This is a genomic window from Fluctibacter corallii (assembly GCF_025751585.1).
GTDB lineage: Bacteria > Pseudomonadota > Gammaproteobacteria > Enterobacterales > Alteromonadaceae > Fluctibacter_A > Fluctibacter_A corallii.
The window spans coordinates 208,205-226,274 of the sequence record NZ_JAOWKX010000008.1; the positions used below are offsets into that span (position 1 = coordinate 208,205).

At 42.8% G+C, this 18,070-nt stretch carries 12 protein-coding genes; 3 read left to right on the top strand and 9 right to left on the bottom strand.

Annotated features, from left to right (window positions below):
* Positions 1 to 25: 25 nt before the first annotated feature.
* The 6 genes from OE749_RS15540 to OE749_RS15565 form a co-directional block, all read right to left on the bottom strand.
* A complete protein-coding gene (locus OE749_RS15540; protein WP_263713392.1) occupies positions 26 to 4,021 on the bottom strand; it encodes a right-handed parallel beta-helix repeat-containing protein in 3,996 nt (1,331 codons plus the stop codon).
* A gap of 314 nt (positions 4,022 to 4,335) precedes the next feature.
* Positions 4,336 to 5,271, bottom strand: a complete 936-nt coding sequence (secF, locus tag OE749_RS15545) for a protein translocase subunit SecF (RefSeq protein ID WP_263713393.1) — start codon at positions 5,269 to 5,271, stop codon at positions 4,336 to 4,338.
* A gap of 8 nt (positions 5,272 to 5,279) precedes the next feature.
* The gene (gene secD / locus OE749_RS15550) at positions 5,280 to 7,121 is read right to left on the bottom strand and encodes a protein translocase subunit SecD (RefSeq protein WP_263713394.1); all 1,842 of its coding nucleotides are present in this window, start codon (positions 7,119 to 7,121) and stop codon (positions 5,280 to 5,282) included.
* Positions 7,122 to 7,179: 58 nt separating this feature from the next.
* The gene (gene yajC, locus OE749_RS15555) at positions 7,180 to 7,518 is read right to left on the bottom strand and encodes a preprotein translocase subunit YajC (RefSeq protein ID WP_263713395.1); all 339 of its coding nucleotides are present in this window, start codon (positions 7,516 to 7,518) and stop codon (positions 7,180 to 7,182) included.
* Positions 7,519 to 7,539: 21 nt separating this feature from the next.
* Positions 7,540 to 8,652 carry a tRNA guanosine(34) transglycosylase Tgt gene (tgt, locus tag OE749_RS15560; RefSeq protein ID WP_263713396.1) on the bottom strand — a complete coding sequence of 371 codons (1,113 nt, stop codon included), beginning with the start codon at positions 8,650 to 8,652 and terminating at the stop codon, positions 7,540 to 7,542.
* Positions 8,653 to 8,821: 169 nt separating this feature from the next.
* A complete protein-coding gene (locus OE749_RS15565; protein WP_263713397.1) occupies positions 8,822 to 9,073 on the bottom strand; it encodes a hypothetical protein in 252 nt (83 codons plus the stop codon).
* A 369-nt stretch (positions 9,074 to 9,442) separates the two neighbouring features.
* Here OE749_RS15565 and OE749_RS15570 point away from each other — a divergent pair, with 369 nt between their 5' ends.
* The 3 genes from OE749_RS15570 (at position 9,443) to prsR (ending at position 14,068) form a co-directional block, all read left to right on the top strand.
* A complete protein-coding gene (locus OE749_RS15570) occupies positions 9,443 to 10,567 on the top strand; it encodes a beta-ketoacyl-ACP synthase III (RefSeq protein ID WP_263713398.1) in 1,125 nt (374 codons plus the stop codon).
* 90 nt (positions 10,568 to 10,657) lie between these two features.
* Positions 10,658 to 12,682, top strand: a complete 2,025-nt coding sequence (gene prsK / locus OE749_RS15575) for an XrtA/PEP-CTERM system histidine kinase PrsK (protein ID WP_263713399.1) — start codon at positions 10,658 to 10,660, stop codon at positions 12,680 to 12,682.
* Between the two features lie 27 nt (positions 12,683 to 12,709).
* The gene (gene prsR / locus OE749_RS15580; RefSeq protein ID WP_263713400.1) at positions 12,710 to 14,068 is read left to right on the top strand and encodes a PEP-CTERM-box response regulator transcription factor; all 1,359 of its coding nucleotides are present in this window, start codon (positions 12,710 to 12,712) and stop codon (positions 14,066 to 14,068) included.
* Between the two features lie 73 nt (positions 14,069 to 14,141).
* On the opposite strand, the gene OE749_RS15585 is transcribed toward prsR, so the two are convergent.
* The 3 genes from OE749_RS15585 to OE749_RS15595 form a co-directional block, all read right to left on the bottom strand.
* Complete coding sequence (locus OE749_RS15585; RefSeq protein WP_263713401.1) at positions 14,142 to 14,717, bottom strand: thymidine kinase; 576 nt, start codon at positions 14,715 to 14,717, stop codon at positions 14,142 to 14,144.
* 218 nt (positions 14,718 to 14,935) lie between these two features.
* Positions 14,936 to 16,969: a putative bifunctional diguanylate cyclase/phosphodiesterase gene (locus OE749_RS15590; protein WP_263713402.1), complete on the bottom strand. Its 2,034-nt coding sequence runs from the start codon at positions 16,967 to 16,969 to the stop codon at positions 14,936 to 14,938.
* Positions 16,970 to 17,132: 163 nt separating this feature from the next.
* Complete coding sequence (locus tag OE749_RS15595) at positions 17,133 to 18,050, bottom strand: LytR/AlgR family response regulator transcription factor (RefSeq protein WP_263713403.1); 918 nt, start codon at positions 18,048 to 18,050, stop codon at positions 17,133 to 17,135.
* Between the last annotated feature and the right edge of the window lie 20 nt (positions 18,051 to 18,070).

Genomic DNA, 18,070 nt, shown 5'->3' on the forward strand with positions numbered 1-18,070 from the left:
TGTGCATGATGTCTAAAACATGCGCTTATTCATGCTTATCTTTCTTTGAATTAATCGGCATAAACTCAACATCAAACTCAACCAATTGTTGTTTTAATCCCATCTCCATCACATCAAGAGGCTCTATGCCCATGTCATGTACAGGAGAGTTAGCACTCAGCACAAACCCGTTCGGTTGTTTACCTAATGCTAGAAACAAAGGATCTGCATACTGGTCGTTATTGTTAGGGTTAAAGACACCACGATCAAAACGAGACCAGTAATCACGAATATTTCGGAATTCCCACCAATATCGGTAATTTTCAGCACGTTCATCGTTAGCAATAAGCCCCACATTTTGTGCGAACGTGTCTTCGTTCTTTAAGTGGGCTTCCTTTGCTAATTCAAACTCTTCCGTTGTCGTAAAGTCGTCTTCATTTACTGCAATAAAGCCAATCTCATTACCAGCAACAGGCGCACCATTTAACCAATTTACAAAACAATTGTTCAATGCACTCGAAGAATCTGTACAGGTTGTTTGTTGATTAAACTCATTCTGCAATTCTTGGCGAAAATAAAGATTGCTGCCAATATCCATGCCCTCTCTAATAGACCAAATATTATTTCCGTTTCGTAAATCAGGTCCTTTCACACCCGCAATAGTATGTGTATCTTTATCTGATAGATTCAACACAACATTATTGCGTACAGTGGCGTGATGGAGCCCGCCATCCTGATGCAGCTTTAAATAATATTTGTGATAGCCATTATTTTTAGACCCTCTCACATCAACAATATAATTGTTCACCACCTCAGTAAATTTCGCGAAATCAATTCCTCCCTCATTCTCTAAATCGTACAGAATGTTATGGGTTATTTTCGCGTAAAGCTGGGCGAAATCCGCCCTAATGGCAGTACTTTTCTCTCCATCGGGCATTGAGTGAATATAATTATGATGAACGTAAATTAAGCTATCATCGTCAACCAGTTCCTTCGGGTTTGGCACTGGGGTTCCAGGTTGGGGCCATGCATTGTCTTGTTCAACATAGCCACGCGTCGTATTGATATAAATGGCGTTAGTATCGCCAAGATCAGTAGCCACATTACTCAGTTCGTTATACGCTACTTCAATACCTTGCGTAAGCGTCATTGAAAGAGCTGGCAATGACCTAATAGGCTCACCTTGCGCCACACGCCCCCGCAAAAACCATGGAATATCCCCCACTCTCAGCGCTTGATATTCAGGGTTAGCAATAAACCCTTCATATGTCGGCGCTTGTGGTGTCATTTCCTCTCCTAATGCAGGTATATTGTATAGTCTGCTCCCTACGCCGTAGCGAAAACCAGTAATTGAAATACCATTAAATGGTGTATTATAAATCTTGTTATGGAGCACCTTGGTGTTTTGCGTCTGAGTGAGCAAAATAGCTTGTCCCATTCTGTGCAATAGCCCCATATCATGAATGTTATTATTCTCAATCAGGTTATTTTTATTCGCGTTTTTGATACCAGGCCCATAACCAATCACTGCGATACCTGTTTTCCCCACATGATGAATATGGCTGTTTACAATTGAAATATTCTGGCTATGCAAATCTAAGCGAATACCGTTCCCTGACGTATTGTAAATTTCAACGCCATCAACCGTGATATTTTCAGCGCCTCGAAATCTTAGAGCAGCATTGTCTTTATCATAGATCGCTTGTTCAGAATGCGTTGTCGCTTCTCCCCACTCGTGATAGCCTCTTTCAGCGCGCGTAAAGACTAAATTCTTAAAATGGATATTCTTGACTGGCACATCTAAGTTTGAACACGTAAACCCGTTCATCTGATCAATAAAGCAGTCTTGCGTATTAACTATTCCCTCTATGCGAAAGAGTTCTCTCAGCGCAGGAGCTGAAATATGATTTTGAATATTTCCGCCTTCCGGCCAGTAATATATTTTGCCTTCGCGGGTATCAACCGCCCATTCACCTTCCTGAAGATAAGTCAGTGAATTGAACAAACGAATGCCGTCTTCTCGATGAATGATGCTTGATGTCATACCCGTTGGAAGCGGACGGTCAATAAGAATTGGGTTTCGACCACTGATAGAAGTATGGTTGTAATGAGGAGCATGCACATTAAAGGATTGCATGCGAAGGTAAACATCAGTGGTATATGCATCGCCGTTTAGGTCATGCTCAGACGACTTAAAGTCTTTGATTTTTGCTCGTGAATACATCCATTTCTGACGGGGATAAATGCCTAATTCAATATCACCGACCTCTCTCGATGTCAGTTCTGGATAAAGCTCCTCCATGACCTTATCGGGAGTAAACAAATGTTGTTTTAATGGGTTTGCGTTGAAATCATAATTTTCATCTTGAAATGATATCTCTGAAGAAAAACTATGCATTGAATTTGGCAACATCACACCATCAGCATGCAACGTATAGATGCGGCCTAACTCTTCGGGAATCGGCGCAGAATAAACATGCCCTAGCGCATTAGAATTCAAAAACGGATGTGCATCAACGCGCTCCCATCCCTGCACGCTCACATCAGAATGAAAAACAGGTTTGTTATTAGGATCTGCCGCTTCATACACTGTATGGTTATTCCCATCCCCCCCGTCTGCTAAACCAAATACGACAGTATCAGTTAGCTTATAATCACCCGCAGCAATTTTGACTCGAATGGTTCCAGCAACACCTGCACTGCGCAAATTTCTAACAATACATTGTGCTTGAGACACCGTCGCTACAGGTGAATTAGCCAACCCTGAGTTTTCATCGTTCCCGCTAACAGATACAAAAACAGACTGACTCTGTATTAAATCATCCGCTAACGCCTTATTAGAATTACACAGTGTTTGGTTGGGGCTTCTATTTTGCCACAGTGTTGCAAATTGCTGATTTTGATTTACGTGAAACGCAAACAAATCATCGGGTGCGTTTTCATTATTTAATGGTAATAATCCTAAATAATGTGGGAAAAGCGTTTGATCTGGAGAGGCATTGTATCCAACGAGTTGCTGAGAGAAAAACGCGAACGTTTCATCCTTCCACTCCCATATCGACATGCGATTATCAGCCATAGATACGATATCTACTTTACCGTTTCCATTCGCATCAAGTAAATAGAAACCTGATGCATCCTTGGCACTGACCCAGTTCCCTACACTCCCCATGGCAAAGTTTTGAAACTCACCATTTTTATTTTTATAAAGCGTTGCTTTAGCACCGCCAGTTGCAGCTTCTTTTTCAATCGAAATAAGATCGTCTACACCATCATTATCAATATCGTCTACAAAGTATTGTGTTGTATCAGGTTGATTAGTATTTACCCATTTATGATTTATGGTTTGCCGTCTATCAAAAGCAAAAAGTCTGTCAGGTTTGCTGGCCCATATGGTAATTTCGGTCGCATTTTCAGCACGATCTGACTTCCAAATTTCAATAAGATCTTCACGGCCATCTCCATTAAAGTCACCACCGAGATAACGCCTCGACTCGTCCCCGCTGCGATCACTCCATGCGCCTACTCCAGCAGGGCCCAAGTTCTGGTTCATCCAGACAAATTTTTCACCGTTCCATTTCCAAGCCGATGCGTTCGCCCCTCCTCCAGCTTGCCAAATTTCAACAATTTCGTCTGTTTGATCACCATTTACATCAAGCATCAAAAAATGCCGGTCATCACTTGCACCTACATCAGACCAAGCTCCCACCCAAGAAATACTTGTTGTTTCCTGTATTCCAGTTGCTCCATTTCTCAGCCATACTGTTGCGCTACTTGCAGCGTCATCGCCCACACGAATATTTACGTCATCGTGAAAAATTTTTATAAGGTCATTAACGCCATTACCATCAACATCCCCTGACAAATAACGACTGCGATGCGCGTCTGTTAATTCATCAACTAACATGTCGACGGTAATTTTGTTCGTAGGCTCAAAACTGTATGCATTGGAAGTCATGCCCAACGACATAAAAGATGTCGCTAGCCAACTCCAACGATAGACCTGTCGTATCTTATTTTGCTTGCGTTTTATTTGAATCACATTCATTCCTCCGTTCATTTGAATACACGGCGTTAGGGCCAAAAGAAAACATGCCCCTCTGAATATGCTTGTAACGCAATTAACCTAAAACAGTCCCAAAATATTTGACTATTAACGTTATAGTCAGATGAAATAGTAACTAACCAATTGATATTATTAAATAATGTATAAAGTGTGTGTAACGATCAGGCATGAAAATAGGCACAAAGCTATCGCATTAAATACGTAAACTAAATAATTCCATTCAGAATAAAAAAACCAGCGACATGCGCTGGTTTTTTCAGTTAAAAATGCAATCTCATTTGATCATGAAATCAAGGCATTGGGTCAAGGTCTGCACCTTCTTTTTCCACTTCTGTTGGGATTAAGTCTTCACGGCTAATTCCCAATTGAAGCGCGACTAAGCTTGCCACGTAAATTGAAGAATACGTACCGATGATTACACCAAACAACAGTGCTGTCGCAAACCCGTGTATCAACGCACCGCCTAAGAAGAACAGTGCCAGCAATACTAGGATTGTGGTAAGTGACGTTACAATTGTACGATTCAACGTTTGTGTAAGAGAAATATTAATAATTTCTTCTACTTCAGATTTACGTATTTTACGGAAGTTTTCACGAATACGGTCTGACACAACGATTGTATCATTTAGTGAATAACCAATTACCGCTAGCACCGCTGCAAGTACTGTTAGGTCAAACTCAATGTTGAATATAGAAAACATACCCAACGTAATGATAACGTCGTGGGCAAGTGCCGAAACAGAACCTAGTGCAAATCGCCATTCGAAACGCATCGCGACGTAAATCAGAATACAGATAAGGGCCACTAGCATCGCCAAGCCGCCTTGCTCTGTCAGCTCCTGTCCTACACTTGGGCCAACAAACTCAACACGGCGCACGTTATCTAAACCAATACCTAACGCATCGATCACCTCGTTACTCAGCTCGCTAGACTTCTTACCCTCGCGAGGCGCAAGGCGAATGAGTACGGCTTCACTGCTTCCAAAGTTCTGAACTACCGCATCATCAAAACCTGACCCAGACAATTTTTGGCGAATGTCATTTAAATCAGCGGCTTCATCAAAGCCGATTTCAATCACCGTACCGCCGGTAAAGTCCAAGCCCCAGTTCAGCTGATTGATGCTTAAAGATGCTATAGATGCGATCAACAAAATCCCTGAAAAAATCATCGCTGGAATACGCAGCGACATAAATGAAATGGTTTCATTTAATTTTAAAATCTGCATATTAACTCCTAAATCGACAACTTCTCGAGACGCTTACCGCCCCATACACCATTCACAACAGCACGCGTAACAATGATGGCCGTGAACATAGACGTCGCGATACCAATCATTAGCGTAATCGAGAACCCTTTAATCGGCCCGGTACCCACTGCAAACAAAATAAGTGCAGCGATAAATGTGGTGATGTTGGCATCTAAAATGGTTGAGAATGCGCTGTCGTAACCATGATGTATAGATTGTTGCGGGCTTCGTCCATCACGTAATTCTTCTCGAATACGCTCGAAGATCAAAACATTGGCATCGACGGCCATACCCACGGTTAATACAATGCCAGCCATGCCGGGTAGCGTTAATGTAGCGCCTGGAATCATCGACATCACACCCACAATCATCACTAGGTTAATGCCCAGTGCAAGGTTTGCTACAATGCCAAACTTCTTGTAGTACATTAGCATAAATGCAAGTACAAAAATGAAGCCCCACACAATAGCCTGCATACCTAAGTCAATGTTTTCCTGACCCAAACTTGGACCAATTGTGCGTTCTTCTACGATTTGGATAGGCGCAATTAGTGCACCAGCACGCAGTAACAGAGACAAGTCACGGGCTTCTTTAGGTGAATCTAACCCCGTAGTTTGGAATGACGCACCAAACACGCCACGAATGGTAGCCACGTTAATAACACGACGCTCTGGTTCAAAAATCAACTTACCTTCGGCATCACGCTCGCCCGTGCTTTTATATTCGATAAACAGAACAGCCATTGGGTTACCAACGTTGTCTTTAGTAAAGCGCGCCATTTTTGCGCCGCCTTTAGAGTCGAGTTTAATGGATACTTGAGGGCTACCGTATTCATCGACTCCACTGTTGGCGTCAATGATATGGCTACCCGCTACAATTTCCTTTTTCTCAAGCAGAATTGGACGTCCTTCATGCATAAACAACTCTGTACCTGGCGGTACGCGGCCATTCATAGCGTCATACGGGTCGTGCTCTGTATCTACTTTACGGTACTCAAGGGTCGCTGTTGCATTCAGAATTTGCTTTGCTTTCGCTGTATCTTGAATCCCAGGAAGTTGCACGACGATGCGCTCTGCACCTTGCTTTTGCACGACGGGCTCAGCGACACCTAACTGGTTCACACGATTACGAATAATCGTGATATTTTGCTTAACTGCATAGTCTCTCACTTGCGCGAGACGCTGCTGCGTAAAACCAGCACGAATCGTCAGATCGCTCGGTTCAGTAAACTCTAAGTCTCCGTAGCGATTACGTAAGAAAAACTTCGCTTTATCAAGGGTTTCAGCGTCACGAAAGCGAACATCTACGCCATCTTCTACAATTTTTACCGAGCGATATCGCAACTTTTCTTCACGTAGTGCGGTTTTAAAATCGCCTTCAATATCTTCAAGCGATTTACTGATCGCTTGTTTCATGTCCACTTCCATTAAGAAATGTACACCACCACGTAAATCCAACCCGAGCTTCATCGGTGAGCCACCTATGTTTTCTAACCAAGATGGCGTGTCTGGTGCAAGGTTCATTGCGACGAAGTAGTCGCTACCAAGCGACTTTTCTAAACGCTCGCGCGCTAAACGCTGAGTTGCATCATCATTTAAGCGAACAAGAATATGCTCGTCTTCCAGCGTAATGCGTTTGGGTTGAATGTTAAGAGAGCCAAGCTCGTCGTTAACACGATCAATAAGTTGTGTATTTACCTCAGCGTCTCTGCCAGCAGAAATCTGTACGGCATAATCTTCACCGTATAAATTTGGCAAGGCATAAAGCGCTGTAAAGGCTACGACAAAGGTAACCATTAGGTATTTCCACAGCGGAGTATGATTTAACACAAAAATTCCTTCCTCTAAATGCAACAAGCGGACAGACGTCCGCTTGTATTAGGAGATATTAAATAGACTTCATTGTCCCTTTGGGTAGCACTGCACTAATCGATGCTTTTTGAACCACAATATTTGTGCTGTCATTCAATGCAATTTCGATAAAGTCCTTCTCTTCTGATACTTTCGTGATTTTACCTACCATACCACCTTGAGTAAGCACTTCGTCGCCTTTGCTCAACGATGAAACAAGGTTTTTATGCTCTTTTACACGCTTTGCTTGCGGACGATATAGCATGAAATAAAAAATTAAGCCGAAAACGCCTAGCATAATTAGCATTTCAAATCCGCCACCTTGCTGTCCAGCAGGTGCAGACTGTGCGTAAGCGTTTGAAATAAATAAACTCATAGTTTCCCCTGATTATTGTAATTATAAAGCCGGTACCGGCATGTTCTTTTGCGCATAAAACTCTTCAACAAACTCTTCGAGTTTGTTTTCAGCAATTGCATCACGCAGCCCTTGCATAACTCGCTGGTAATAACGCAAGTTATGTATCGTGTTTAGTCGTGCACCAAGAATCTCATTGCATTTGTCTAGATGATGTAGATATGAACGAGAATAGTTTTTACAAGTGTAACAATCGCATTTTTCGTCGAGTGGGCTTGTGTCGGTTTTATGTTTCGCGTTGCGAATTTTAATCACGCCTTCGGTGACGAACAAGTGGCCATTTCGCGCATTACGTGTCGGCATTACACAATCGAACATATCAACACCGCGGCGCACCGCTTCAACGATATCTTCAGGCTTACCAACTCCCATAAGGTAGCGTGGTTTATCAGCCGGGATTTTGTCAGCAGTGTGATCAAGTATGCGAATCATATCTTCTTTTGGCTCACCGACTGACAAGCCGCCAATGGCGTAACCGTCAAAACCAATATCAACCAATCCATCTAAAGACACATCTCGAAGTCCTTCGTACATGCCACCTTGGATAATACCAAACAAGGCTGAAGGATTATCGCCGTGAGCGTCTTTACTTCTTTTAGCCCATCGCAATGACATCTCCATTGATTGGCGCGCTTCGGCCTCCGTAGCAGGATATGGCGTACACTCGTCAAAAATCATAACGATGTCAGAGCCCAAATCACGTTGCACTTCCATGGATTTTTCCGGTGTCAGTAGAATTTTCTCGCCGTTAATAGGCGAACGGAAAGTGACCCCTTCCTCAGTGATTTTACGAAGATCACCTAAACTGAAAACCTGAAAGCCACCAGAATCCGTTAAAATAGGCTTATTCCAATTCATGAAATCGTGCAAATCACCATGCTGGCGCATGATTTCTGTCCCTGGCCTCAGCATCAAGTGAAAGGTATTACCCAAACAAATATGCGCGCCAGTATCTTCCAACTCTTCAGGCGTCATGCCTTTTACTGTGCCGTAGGTACCCACAGGCATAAAGGCTGGCGTTTCTACAACACCACGATCAAAAACAAGGCGTCCGCGACGAGCCTTGCCATCTGTATTATCTAATTCAAATTTCATAATGCGTCCCGCTTACCGGAAAACAGTCCGGTGCCGAATAAAAAACGCAGAGAGTATAAAGCAAATAGCGCGCAGCTTAAAATGTGATTTCGTGATTTTTTCACCCCAACAGGCAGAAATCATGTTACCCGTTGAAGATGCATGCAATTTTAGTTGATGCGGCGGGCGGCTAACCTGAGGTATACGTATCGGAAGTATTAAAATGGCTGTACTGTTGCGAAGTACATGCATCAGAAAAACGAAACGTAGAGGGATAGCGACTGTCATCTCGTAGTTGGCTTTTTAACACGACTTCATTCTTGTTCGACGCTTCTGCGTCTCGGCTCGCTAACACAAATAATCTCAATCGTCTGGCGGATTCTGGGTTATTGATGGCGATGACCGAAAGAGGAAAACGTTGCGCTTCATTTCTACAGTCCATAGGTTTGCCTGCATAGCCATAGACATTCGTAACAACAGATAACAAAAAGCAGGCTACACCATACTTTATTAAGACACCCACAATATTGAACACGTCAATCTACCCTCCATTTTACCGTTTTCATTTGTGCCAGAACGTTAACTGGCGCAACTACCGCTACGATTACTATGTGTAGATACAACGCTGCGTGCTTTAAAAGGTTGACATGTCCCGCCAGCATTTATTGTGTTGAACAGTGATAAAGTGTGAATGCTCTGAAATAATTTGCGCAATTTACACCCTGTTATGATGTTGAATGCCTTAACAACAATGACTTTTTGCCAATAAATAGCTAAGCTACGTCGATTCTGAAATACGAGCATATTTATCATGACAAAAAAGGTAGTAATCAGTGGCTCAGGCCTGTGGAAACCTGAACACGCTATCAGCAACGAAGAATTAGTCGCGGCATACAATGCCTATGCTGAATCGTTCAATCGTCAGCATGAACAAGACATCTTATCCGGCGAAGTTGCAGAAAAACCATTTTCCAGTGCGGAGTTCATCGAGAAAGCCTCTGGGATAAAGAGCCGTTATGTGTATGTAAAAGAGGGCGTTTTAGATATTGAAAGGATGCGACCAGTCATCCCAGAGCGCGAAGAAACTGCGTTATCTCATCAGGCCGAAATTGCCCTGCACGCAGCGAAAAAAGCTATGCAAGCCGCCAATAAAACAGCAGACGATATTGATGCGGTCATTGTTTCTTGTGCATACACACAACGAGCCTACCCAGCGATTGCCATTGAAGTACAAGCAGAATTGGGGATAAAAGGATTTGGCTTTGATATGTTAGTAGCCTGCTCGGCTGCTACATTTGGCGTTCACCGCGCTTATGAAATGATCAAAGCCGATACGGCAAAATGCGTTCTGGTGATCAATCCTGAACTCACATCGCCACAAATCAACTTTAAAGATCGAGACAGCCATTTTATTTTCGGTGATGTTGCAACCGCGATGATTCTGGAAACAGAGGATACCGCAACAAGTGAGCATCAATACAATATTCTAAGTACCAAAGCTGTCACATCATACTCAAACAATATCCGTTCAAATTTCGGCTATCTTAGTCGTGTGCATGACACGGATCCATACGCAGCTGACAAATTGTTTCATCAACAAGGGCGTAAAGTATTTAAAGAAGTCTGCCCAATGGCGATTCGTCATATTCGTGAGCATATTGAACGACACAGTTTGGGTGCGTCAGACATTAGACGTTGGTGGTTACATCAGGCAAACATCAATATGAACAAGCTAATTTGCAGTAAGTTGATTGGCGATGATGTCACCCAAGATAATGCCCCTATTGTATTAGACGAGTTTGCTAATACGGCTTCTGCGGGGTCAATTATCGCGTTTAACCTTTACCATGAAGATATGCAACCTGGCGAGTATGGCGTACTCTGTTCTTTTGGTGCAGGTTACTCAATTGGTAGCCTCGTCATTAAAAAGCGCTAGCAAAGACACGCATTACGTGTTGTGATTTTTACCTCAAGTGACATGATCAACACGTAATTAAGATAACAATAATAAGGACACGCAATTGCTATGATTGCAGACATTGGATTTGCGTTAAGCGGCATTGGCTTTTTTCTTCTGACCTTGCTTTTGCTCACCGTCAGAAAAGCAGGTCTGGCGAAACATCTCCTATTGCTGGCATCCTTGGTCACCATGGTTTGGTCATTTAGCCATGTCTCTTTCTTTTTTGGAACCATTACCCATACACACTATTTGCGGATGGACATCATCAAACAAATTGTGTGGATTGTCTTTTTGTTGGGGTGCGTAAAAGACAACTTTACGAGTTTGACGCAAGTGCTGCTGCGGCCTTTTTCCTTAATAATGCTGGCGCCCAGCCTGCTGTCATTCGCCTTGCCTTTCATCTATCCAAACCAAATTAGCTGGCTCTACCTTCTGCAAACGATTATTGCGTTGCAAATTTTGGTACTACTGGAATTAATATTTCGCCAAGCGGGTGAAAACCGTTGGGAGTATAAACCGCTGATTCTTTTTGTAGGCGCAACCAATTTACTCGAATTTGTGTCTTACGCGAATGCCACCATGGTGGGGCATATTGACCCACCCTACATTGCGGCTAAAGGTTTTGTGTACGCCGCACTGGTGCCTCTGCTAGTCCTTGCAATTCGACGCATAAAACATTGGGGCGTAGATATCTTTGTTTCGCGTGAAGTTGTTCTACATAGCTCACTTATCATGGTAGCGGGCGCTTACTTATTCATTATGGCGCTGGCTGGTTATGCGGTAAAATATTTCGGTGGAGAATGGGGGTCTACCGTACAAATCGTACTGGTTGTGCTTTCACTTGTTTTACTCGCTTCACTTTTCTTATCGAATAGCTTTCGCATTAAAATCAAAGTATTTATTACTAAGCACTTTTTTGCTAATCAATTTGACTATCGCATAGAGTGGGTGAAACTGACCCAAGCACTCCAGTCTTCAGAAGAAGGCATTTCAGGTGTTTACGACTCTGCACTAAAAGGGCTAATCAACGCTATCAAATACGAGAGCGGCATATTAGTTAAGACGTCAAACCAGCGCTTTACACCTGTCGCTTATACTCACGACAACAGACTTTCGTCTTCTGATATCAAACTGCTACAAACCCTTAGCGACTATTTTGCCGAGAAAAATTGGATCATAGATATTGAAGAATTGCGGTATAAACCTTTCATTTACGAGGGGTTAAAAGTCAACCACGCTCTCTTGAATCAATGCGAGTTCAAACTGGTCCTGCCCATTTTTCAAAACGGTGCGTTGTGGGGAATGGCCATTTTAAAAGACGCCGACAACTCACCTAATCTCAACTGGGAAGTCAGAGATTACCTTACCGCCGTGGTTGCACAGGTATCTAGCTTTGTTTTTCATTATGAGGCGTCAAAAGAGGTCGCTGAAAATGCGCAATTTGCCGCATTCAATCGTATGTCCGCTTTTGTATTACATGATCTGAAAAATGTTATGGCACAAATCGATCTGATCTTATGCAATGCAGAACAGCACAAACACAACCCAGAATTTATCGACGATACCTTTGAAACGCTTGAGCATACCAAAGCGCGAATGACCAAAATGCTGCGGCAACTCACAGAGAAAAAAGAGATAAAAGAGCAAAGGGACAGCCTATGCCTAGCATCATCAATTATTAATCACGTTGTTGATTCAAAATGTTCTACTATGTCACCCATCCCTGAAGTAAATTTAATTGAAGAACTTCAGATCGTGATTGATGAAGAGAAATTTTCAAATGTCATGTATCATCTAATCGACAATGCACAACAAGCCACCCGCGATGACGGATTTGTTGTCATTGAAATAGACAAGTCACTAAATAATAAGCATCTAATAATAAAAGTAATCGATAACGGCGAAGGGATGAGTGAAAGCTTCATTCACAATCGCCTCTTTAAACCATTCGACACAACTAAAGGTAACGCTGGAATGGGAATTGGTGCTTACGATGCCAAAAACTTTATCGAAAAGGCTGGAGGCCAATTGGAGGTTTTCAGTGAAGTGGGTGTAGGCACGACTTTTACACTTACGTTGCCAGTAGAATAGCGAATATAAGGCCGGATTGAGGTAAACATGGATAAAATCTTAGTTGTTGACGACGATTTAGGTATTCAAAAACAGCTAAAGTGGAGCTTGACGGGGTACGATGTTATCTTTGCGGAAGACAGACAGTCAGCAATTGCACAATTGCGCCGCTTTGAGCCCAAGGTAGTCACACTTGATTTGGGTCTTCCCCCTGACCCAGCGAACGCATCTGAAGGCTTGCTCACGTTAGAAGAAATACTTTCACTAGCGCCTCAGACCAAAGTGATCGTAGTAACCGGGAATAATGACAAAGAAAACGCGTTAAAAGCCATTAGTTTAGGTGCATACGATTTCTATCAGAAGCCTATTGATTCCGACACTATTCAAATCTTAGTTCATCGTGCTAACAACTTATTTAAGTTAGAGCAGGAAAATCGCCAACTGGCAAAAGCATCACCCGCAATGGGCAAGATTATTGGAAATAGTGAACAAATCCAGCTTGCTAGCAGACGCGCTGAGAAAATCGCGCAAACGGACATTAGCACATTATTATTGGGTGAAAGTGGCACGGGTAAAGAAGTATTTGCACGCAGTATTCACGATCATAGCTTGCGCCGTGATAAGCCATTCGTGGCTATCAACTGCGCGTCTATTCCTGAAAACCTACTAGAAAGTGAACTATTCGGATACGAAAAAGGCGCGTTCACCGGCGCAAATAAAACCACACTCGGAAAAATTGAAACGGCACAAGGCGGTACATTATTCCTAGATGAAATTGGCGATATGCCACTTGGTTTACAAGCTAAAATGCTACGTTTTTTGCAAGAAAGGGTCATTGAACGCGTGGGTGGTCGCTCCGAAATCCCTGTCGATATTCGTGTAATTTGCGCAACGCACCGAAACTTACAATCTATGGTGGCAGAACAAACGTTTCGAGAAGATTTATATTACCGAGTCGGTGAGATTGTTATCACTATTCCGCCACTTAGAGATCGTGATAACGACATTGTATTGCTTGCCCGTACGTTTTTATCGCAATACAACGAAGAGTTTAATACAAAAGTAAAAGGCTTCAGTGATACCGCAATCAAAGCGATGCTCCAGCACAATTGGCCAGGGAATATCCGTGAGCTTCAAAACAAACTAAAGTCCGCTGTTATTTTGTGTGAGGGCACAATGATTCAAGCAGACGATTTGGGGCTAATGGTAAAAGAAGAAGACGACTCAATGGAGACCCTTAACTTACGCGAAGTGAGGGAGCTAGCTGAGAGTAAAGCGATTCGTCGCGCTTATCATTTATCAGAGAAAAACATGTCACGTACCGCAGAGTTACTCGGTGTGACGCGTCCGACTCTATATTCTCTTATCGACAAGTATCATATGGAAGATATCAAAACAGGCGTATAAGCTAGCCTGTGCGCAGAATTGATAGCGTTGTTACCCTTCGCTATCAATTCTTGTCCATCGATTCAAAATTGGGTTACCAAACCAGTTCCGTGAAGTGTTTTCTGCACATAGATTCGTAGCTATCATTTCCGCCTACTTGAACCTGCGCGCCTTCTGTCACGACATTACCCTCGCCGTCGCGACGTACAACAAAATTTGCCTTACGACCACAATGGCACACAGTTTTCAGCTCAACCATTTTGTCAGCCCAGGCTAATAAATAGTGACTTCCTTCAAAGGTTTCGCCGAGAAAGTCTGTTCTTAAGCCGTAAGCTAATACAGGGATGTTCATATCATCCACCACCTTGGTTAACTGCTTAACTTGATGTTTGGTCAAGAATTGGGCTTCATCTATAAAAATACAGTCAATTTTTCCTTGCGCGGCCAGCGCCTCTATTTCACTCAACATATCAGACGTTTCTGTGTAAAGGTGCGCCTCAGCCTTAAGCCCAATACGCGACGCAACCACGCCACGTCCAAAACGATCATCAAGTGCGGCGGTGAAGATTTCCGCCCGCATTCCGCGCTCTTGGTAGTTATAAGCCGATTGTAATAATGCTGTTGATTTACCCGCATTCATTGCCGAGTAATAGAAGTATAGTTGTGCCATCGTAACCCCATTATACGTGCACATTGAATTCAATGCGCAAAATTAGCGCGTCGTCACTATGCCGTGTCAACGTTGAAAAGTGCGCTATTTTGCCTGTAATGTCAGGTAATTTGAACTAATATTCTAGGGAAAAAGGCAAGGAACATCGGTCTCTACACATGTATCTATTTTCTGTCAAAAAATACATACTGGATATTTGCCATTGTTATCGCTTCCCGTCACCCAAGTTTTCGTTGAAGATCTATACCATCGCCAAACCAAGGGGGCAAAAACTCTTTCTCAACGGGCTTGGAGTATAGATAGCCTTGAAGGTATTCTACGCCCAATTCTCGCAACAAGGCGGCATCCTCTTCCGTTTCCACCCCTTCTGCAACAATGCGGCATCCAAATTCACTGGCTATAAAAATCGTGGCACGGATGATCGCCTCCCCCCCCTGCTTAATATTAGCAACAAAGGTGCGATCGATTTTGATTGTATCAAAACTAAGGTTTTGTAATTGACTTAGGGAGGAATAGCCCGTGCCGAAGTCATCGATAGACACCTCAACACCTCGTTGTTTAATTGCATCTAGCTGCTCTACCACTTTCTTTTTATTATCCGCAAACATAGATTCGGTTATTTCTAGATGCAATTTGTCTGGTGCAAGGCCACTGGTCAGAAGCGCTTTATCCAAATCATTAATAAAAGTGTCATCCAACAGCTGCATAACCGATACATTCACAGACACGGATGCGTCGCAATGATCCTGCCACTGACTTGCATCAATGCAAGCGCGATGAAGCACCCAAGAGCCAATTTCTTTAATCAAACCAGATTGTTCAGCTAATGGGATAAATACCGTAGGCGGCACAAGTTTGTCAGAAAAACGCCAACGCAACAGCGCTTCAAACGCCACGGCGTTACCATTTTTTGCACTAATTATCGGTTGATAACATAGAAAGAGTGATTTGTTTGAAATAGCAGATTGGAGGCCATCGCGCATATCTTGCGCTTCTTTCAATTCTTGAATCAATGTTTGGTCAAATACCCGAGGCTGAGGGTTCATTGCCTTCTTCTGTTCGAACATAGCAAAATCTGCAAACTGAATCAGTTCTAGTTCACTAACAGAGTGCTCCGGATACATTGCAATACCAATTGAGGCGCTAATGTCCAGCCTGTTCGAGAGGACATCTAAAGGTTGAGCAATACGTGTTTGAAGCGCAGTGGCAACCGATATTGCCGTATCCTTGTCTGCGTAGGGTAATGCGACTAAAAATTCGTCTCCCCCCCAACGGCCAGCATGGTAATCATTCGCAAATGCGCCAATACGCTTAGCGACCTCACTTAACACCAAATCACCAATTTTATGGCCTAATGTATCGTTTATCTTCTTAAAACCATTTAGGTCAATAAAGAGTAAAGCAAGAGAAAATCCCTGCTCAGAACCTTTACCAAATAACATCTTTAGTTGTTCAGTAAATGCAGAGCGATTGTAGATATGCGTTAAGGGATCTAAACTTGATAATTCTGCGATTCGTTCAGTTCGCCGTCTTACTTCAGATTCAAGCGAGTTCTGTGTATCGTTCAGTTTTTGGTTAGTTTGACTTAATTCACGATTTAATTGATTTAACTTACATTGCTCCTTGTGCATCAGGTCAACAAGTTGCGCATTGTCATTTTTTAGCTGAATGGTTGAACTGGTTAAGGTGGAAGCTTTTCTGGCTGAATACAACATAACACACCCATAAAGTATGCCCAGCCCACCAATTAATTGGCGATATTCGTACTCAGACAAGAGCGCAAAAATAGATAGCGGGAATACCATCACACTGACATACAATGATGCAGCAACTCTGTGGCCAGAAAGTATAGATGCGGCCCCGCCTGCGAGGCTGGTAATAATCACACAGAGTGTAGCGAATTCAAATGTTTCGAATCGGTCAAACATGGCAATACCATATAGGCTCCACATAGCGCCTGAAGCAACGCAGCCTGCGATAAAGCGATTAGTGGCACCTATACCATCATAATTTGCCCGCTTAAGGCGAAATCGCCAATAAAGAAAATCTGACGCCCTCAATGTTAACAAGCATACAAAAATTAGCAGCCAAAAAAACTTGAAGTCTTGATTTTGTTGATCAGGAAAGCCGAAAACCATAGCGAGAGCACCACAAAAGTTTCCAAGCAAACTTCCTGCATTGTTCGCGTACAAAACCCCTGCGCTATCTCGTTCGTTAGCTTGGGAGACATCTGAAGAAATATTTGTGCTCATCCTCTGCCTGCTTGCTACCTAAGTGAAAGGTTCGCTTACTTTTTGTTATATTGATGGCCGTTTGCTGCCTCTGGCACACATGTAATTAAGCAAAAAAACACACCGAATTTTATTACCTAAAATATTATCAGCATTTTTACTCACATTACACGCGACATTGCCTTTAACACTCAGTGTCCGTACCTATAAGCCCGTCAATGCTACGCTTGAAATCGTCTTTGTAACGTCTAGATAATGGTACGTAAGTACCATTTTTCATACGTATTGTGGCATCCCCGCCATTTTCGCTTTTTATTAAATCTATGAAGTGCTTATTTACTGCGAAAGAGCGATGAGAGCGAGAAAAACCGTGATGTTGCAATTGTTTCACCAATTTCGCCATAGTGGTACGAAGGGGATAAATTCGCCCTTGAGAATGTAAGTTGACATAATTTCCCGCTGACTCAAGCCATTCAATTTCTTTTACCAGAACAAGGAATTCTTTATCAATTTTTTTTACAAGTAAATGCTCAATGTCCCCCTTGGGGTCGGACGCAGCCTTAGTTTGCGACTGTGTTGAGATAATCTGAGCCTCGCCTTTCAAGCGGCTATAAATAAACTGATACAAATGGAACACGGCTAACCAAAAGCAATAAGACCACGCATCTTTGCGGTACTCATAGAAAAACTCTCGGCCAATATGACCGAACTGATAGTCTCCACCAGCCAGTAAATATGCGCCTTCTCTCATTATTACCATTAAAAAGACATGGCTTATTGAAAAAATAATGGTGGCGACAAGATGGTATACCAGCTGTTGACCCAACTTCTCAGCACGAATAGGACAGTAAGAAAACCAAAAAAATAAGAAAGGCGTAAGTATAAAAAAGGCGAAGGCACTACTGTATTCCCATACAAATGGTTCCCACATACGCACATCAGGAAAGTCTGTTTCTCTTGTCAATTCTAACCATGCAGACGTTGCTTGAATCGAATTATTAACAAACACGAATAAGAAAATCCAAAGCGCAATATATTGATAACGATGCGCCTCAAACCTCTCAAAGCGCCTTAAATCAGTTTGCTGCTTTAAATCATTCATCCCCACTACTCACCACTTGT

What these genes read in the sequence shown, in the direction of transcription:
- secF (WP_263713393.1), bottom strand. Translation starts at nt 5,271, where the DNA reads ATGCAGATTTTAAAATTAAATGAAACCATTTCATTTATGTCGCTGCGT.
- yajC (WP_263713395.1), bottom strand. Translation starts at nt 7,518, where the DNA reads ATGAGTTTATTTATTTCAAACGCTTACGCACAGTCTGCACCTGCTGGA.
- tgt (WP_263713396.1), bottom strand. Translation starts at nt 8,652, where the DNA reads ATGAAATTTGAATTAGATAATACAGATGGCAAGGCTCGTCGCGGACGC.
- OE749_RS15565 (WP_263713397.1), bottom strand. Translation starts at nt 9,073, where the DNA reads ATGGACTGTAGAAATGAAGCGCAACGTTTTCCTCTTTCGGTCATCGCC.
- OE749_RS15570 (WP_263713398.1), top strand. Translation starts at nt 9,443, where the DNA reads ATGACAAAAAAGGTAGTAATCAGTGGCTCAGGCCTGTGGAAACCTGAA.
- prsK (WP_263713399.1), top strand. Translation starts at nt 10,658, where the DNA reads ATGATTGCAGACATTGGATTTGCGTTAAGCGGCATTGGCTTTTTTCTT.
- prsR (WP_263713400.1), top strand. Translation starts at nt 12,710, where the DNA reads ATGGATAAAATCTTAGTTGTTGACGACGATTTAGGTATTCAAAAACAG.
- OE749_RS15585 (WP_263713401.1), bottom strand. Translation starts at nt 14,717, where the DNA reads ATGGCACAACTATACTTCTATTACTCGGCAATGAATGCGGGTAAATCA.
- OE749_RS15590 (WP_263713402.1), bottom strand. Translation starts at nt 16,969, where the DNA reads ATGAGCACAAATATTTCTTCAGATGTCTCCCAAGCTAACGAACGAGAT.
- OE749_RS15595 (WP_263713403.1), bottom strand. Translation starts at nt 18,050, where the DNA reads ATGAATGATTTAAAGCAGCAAACTGATTTAAGGCGCTTTGAGAGGTTT.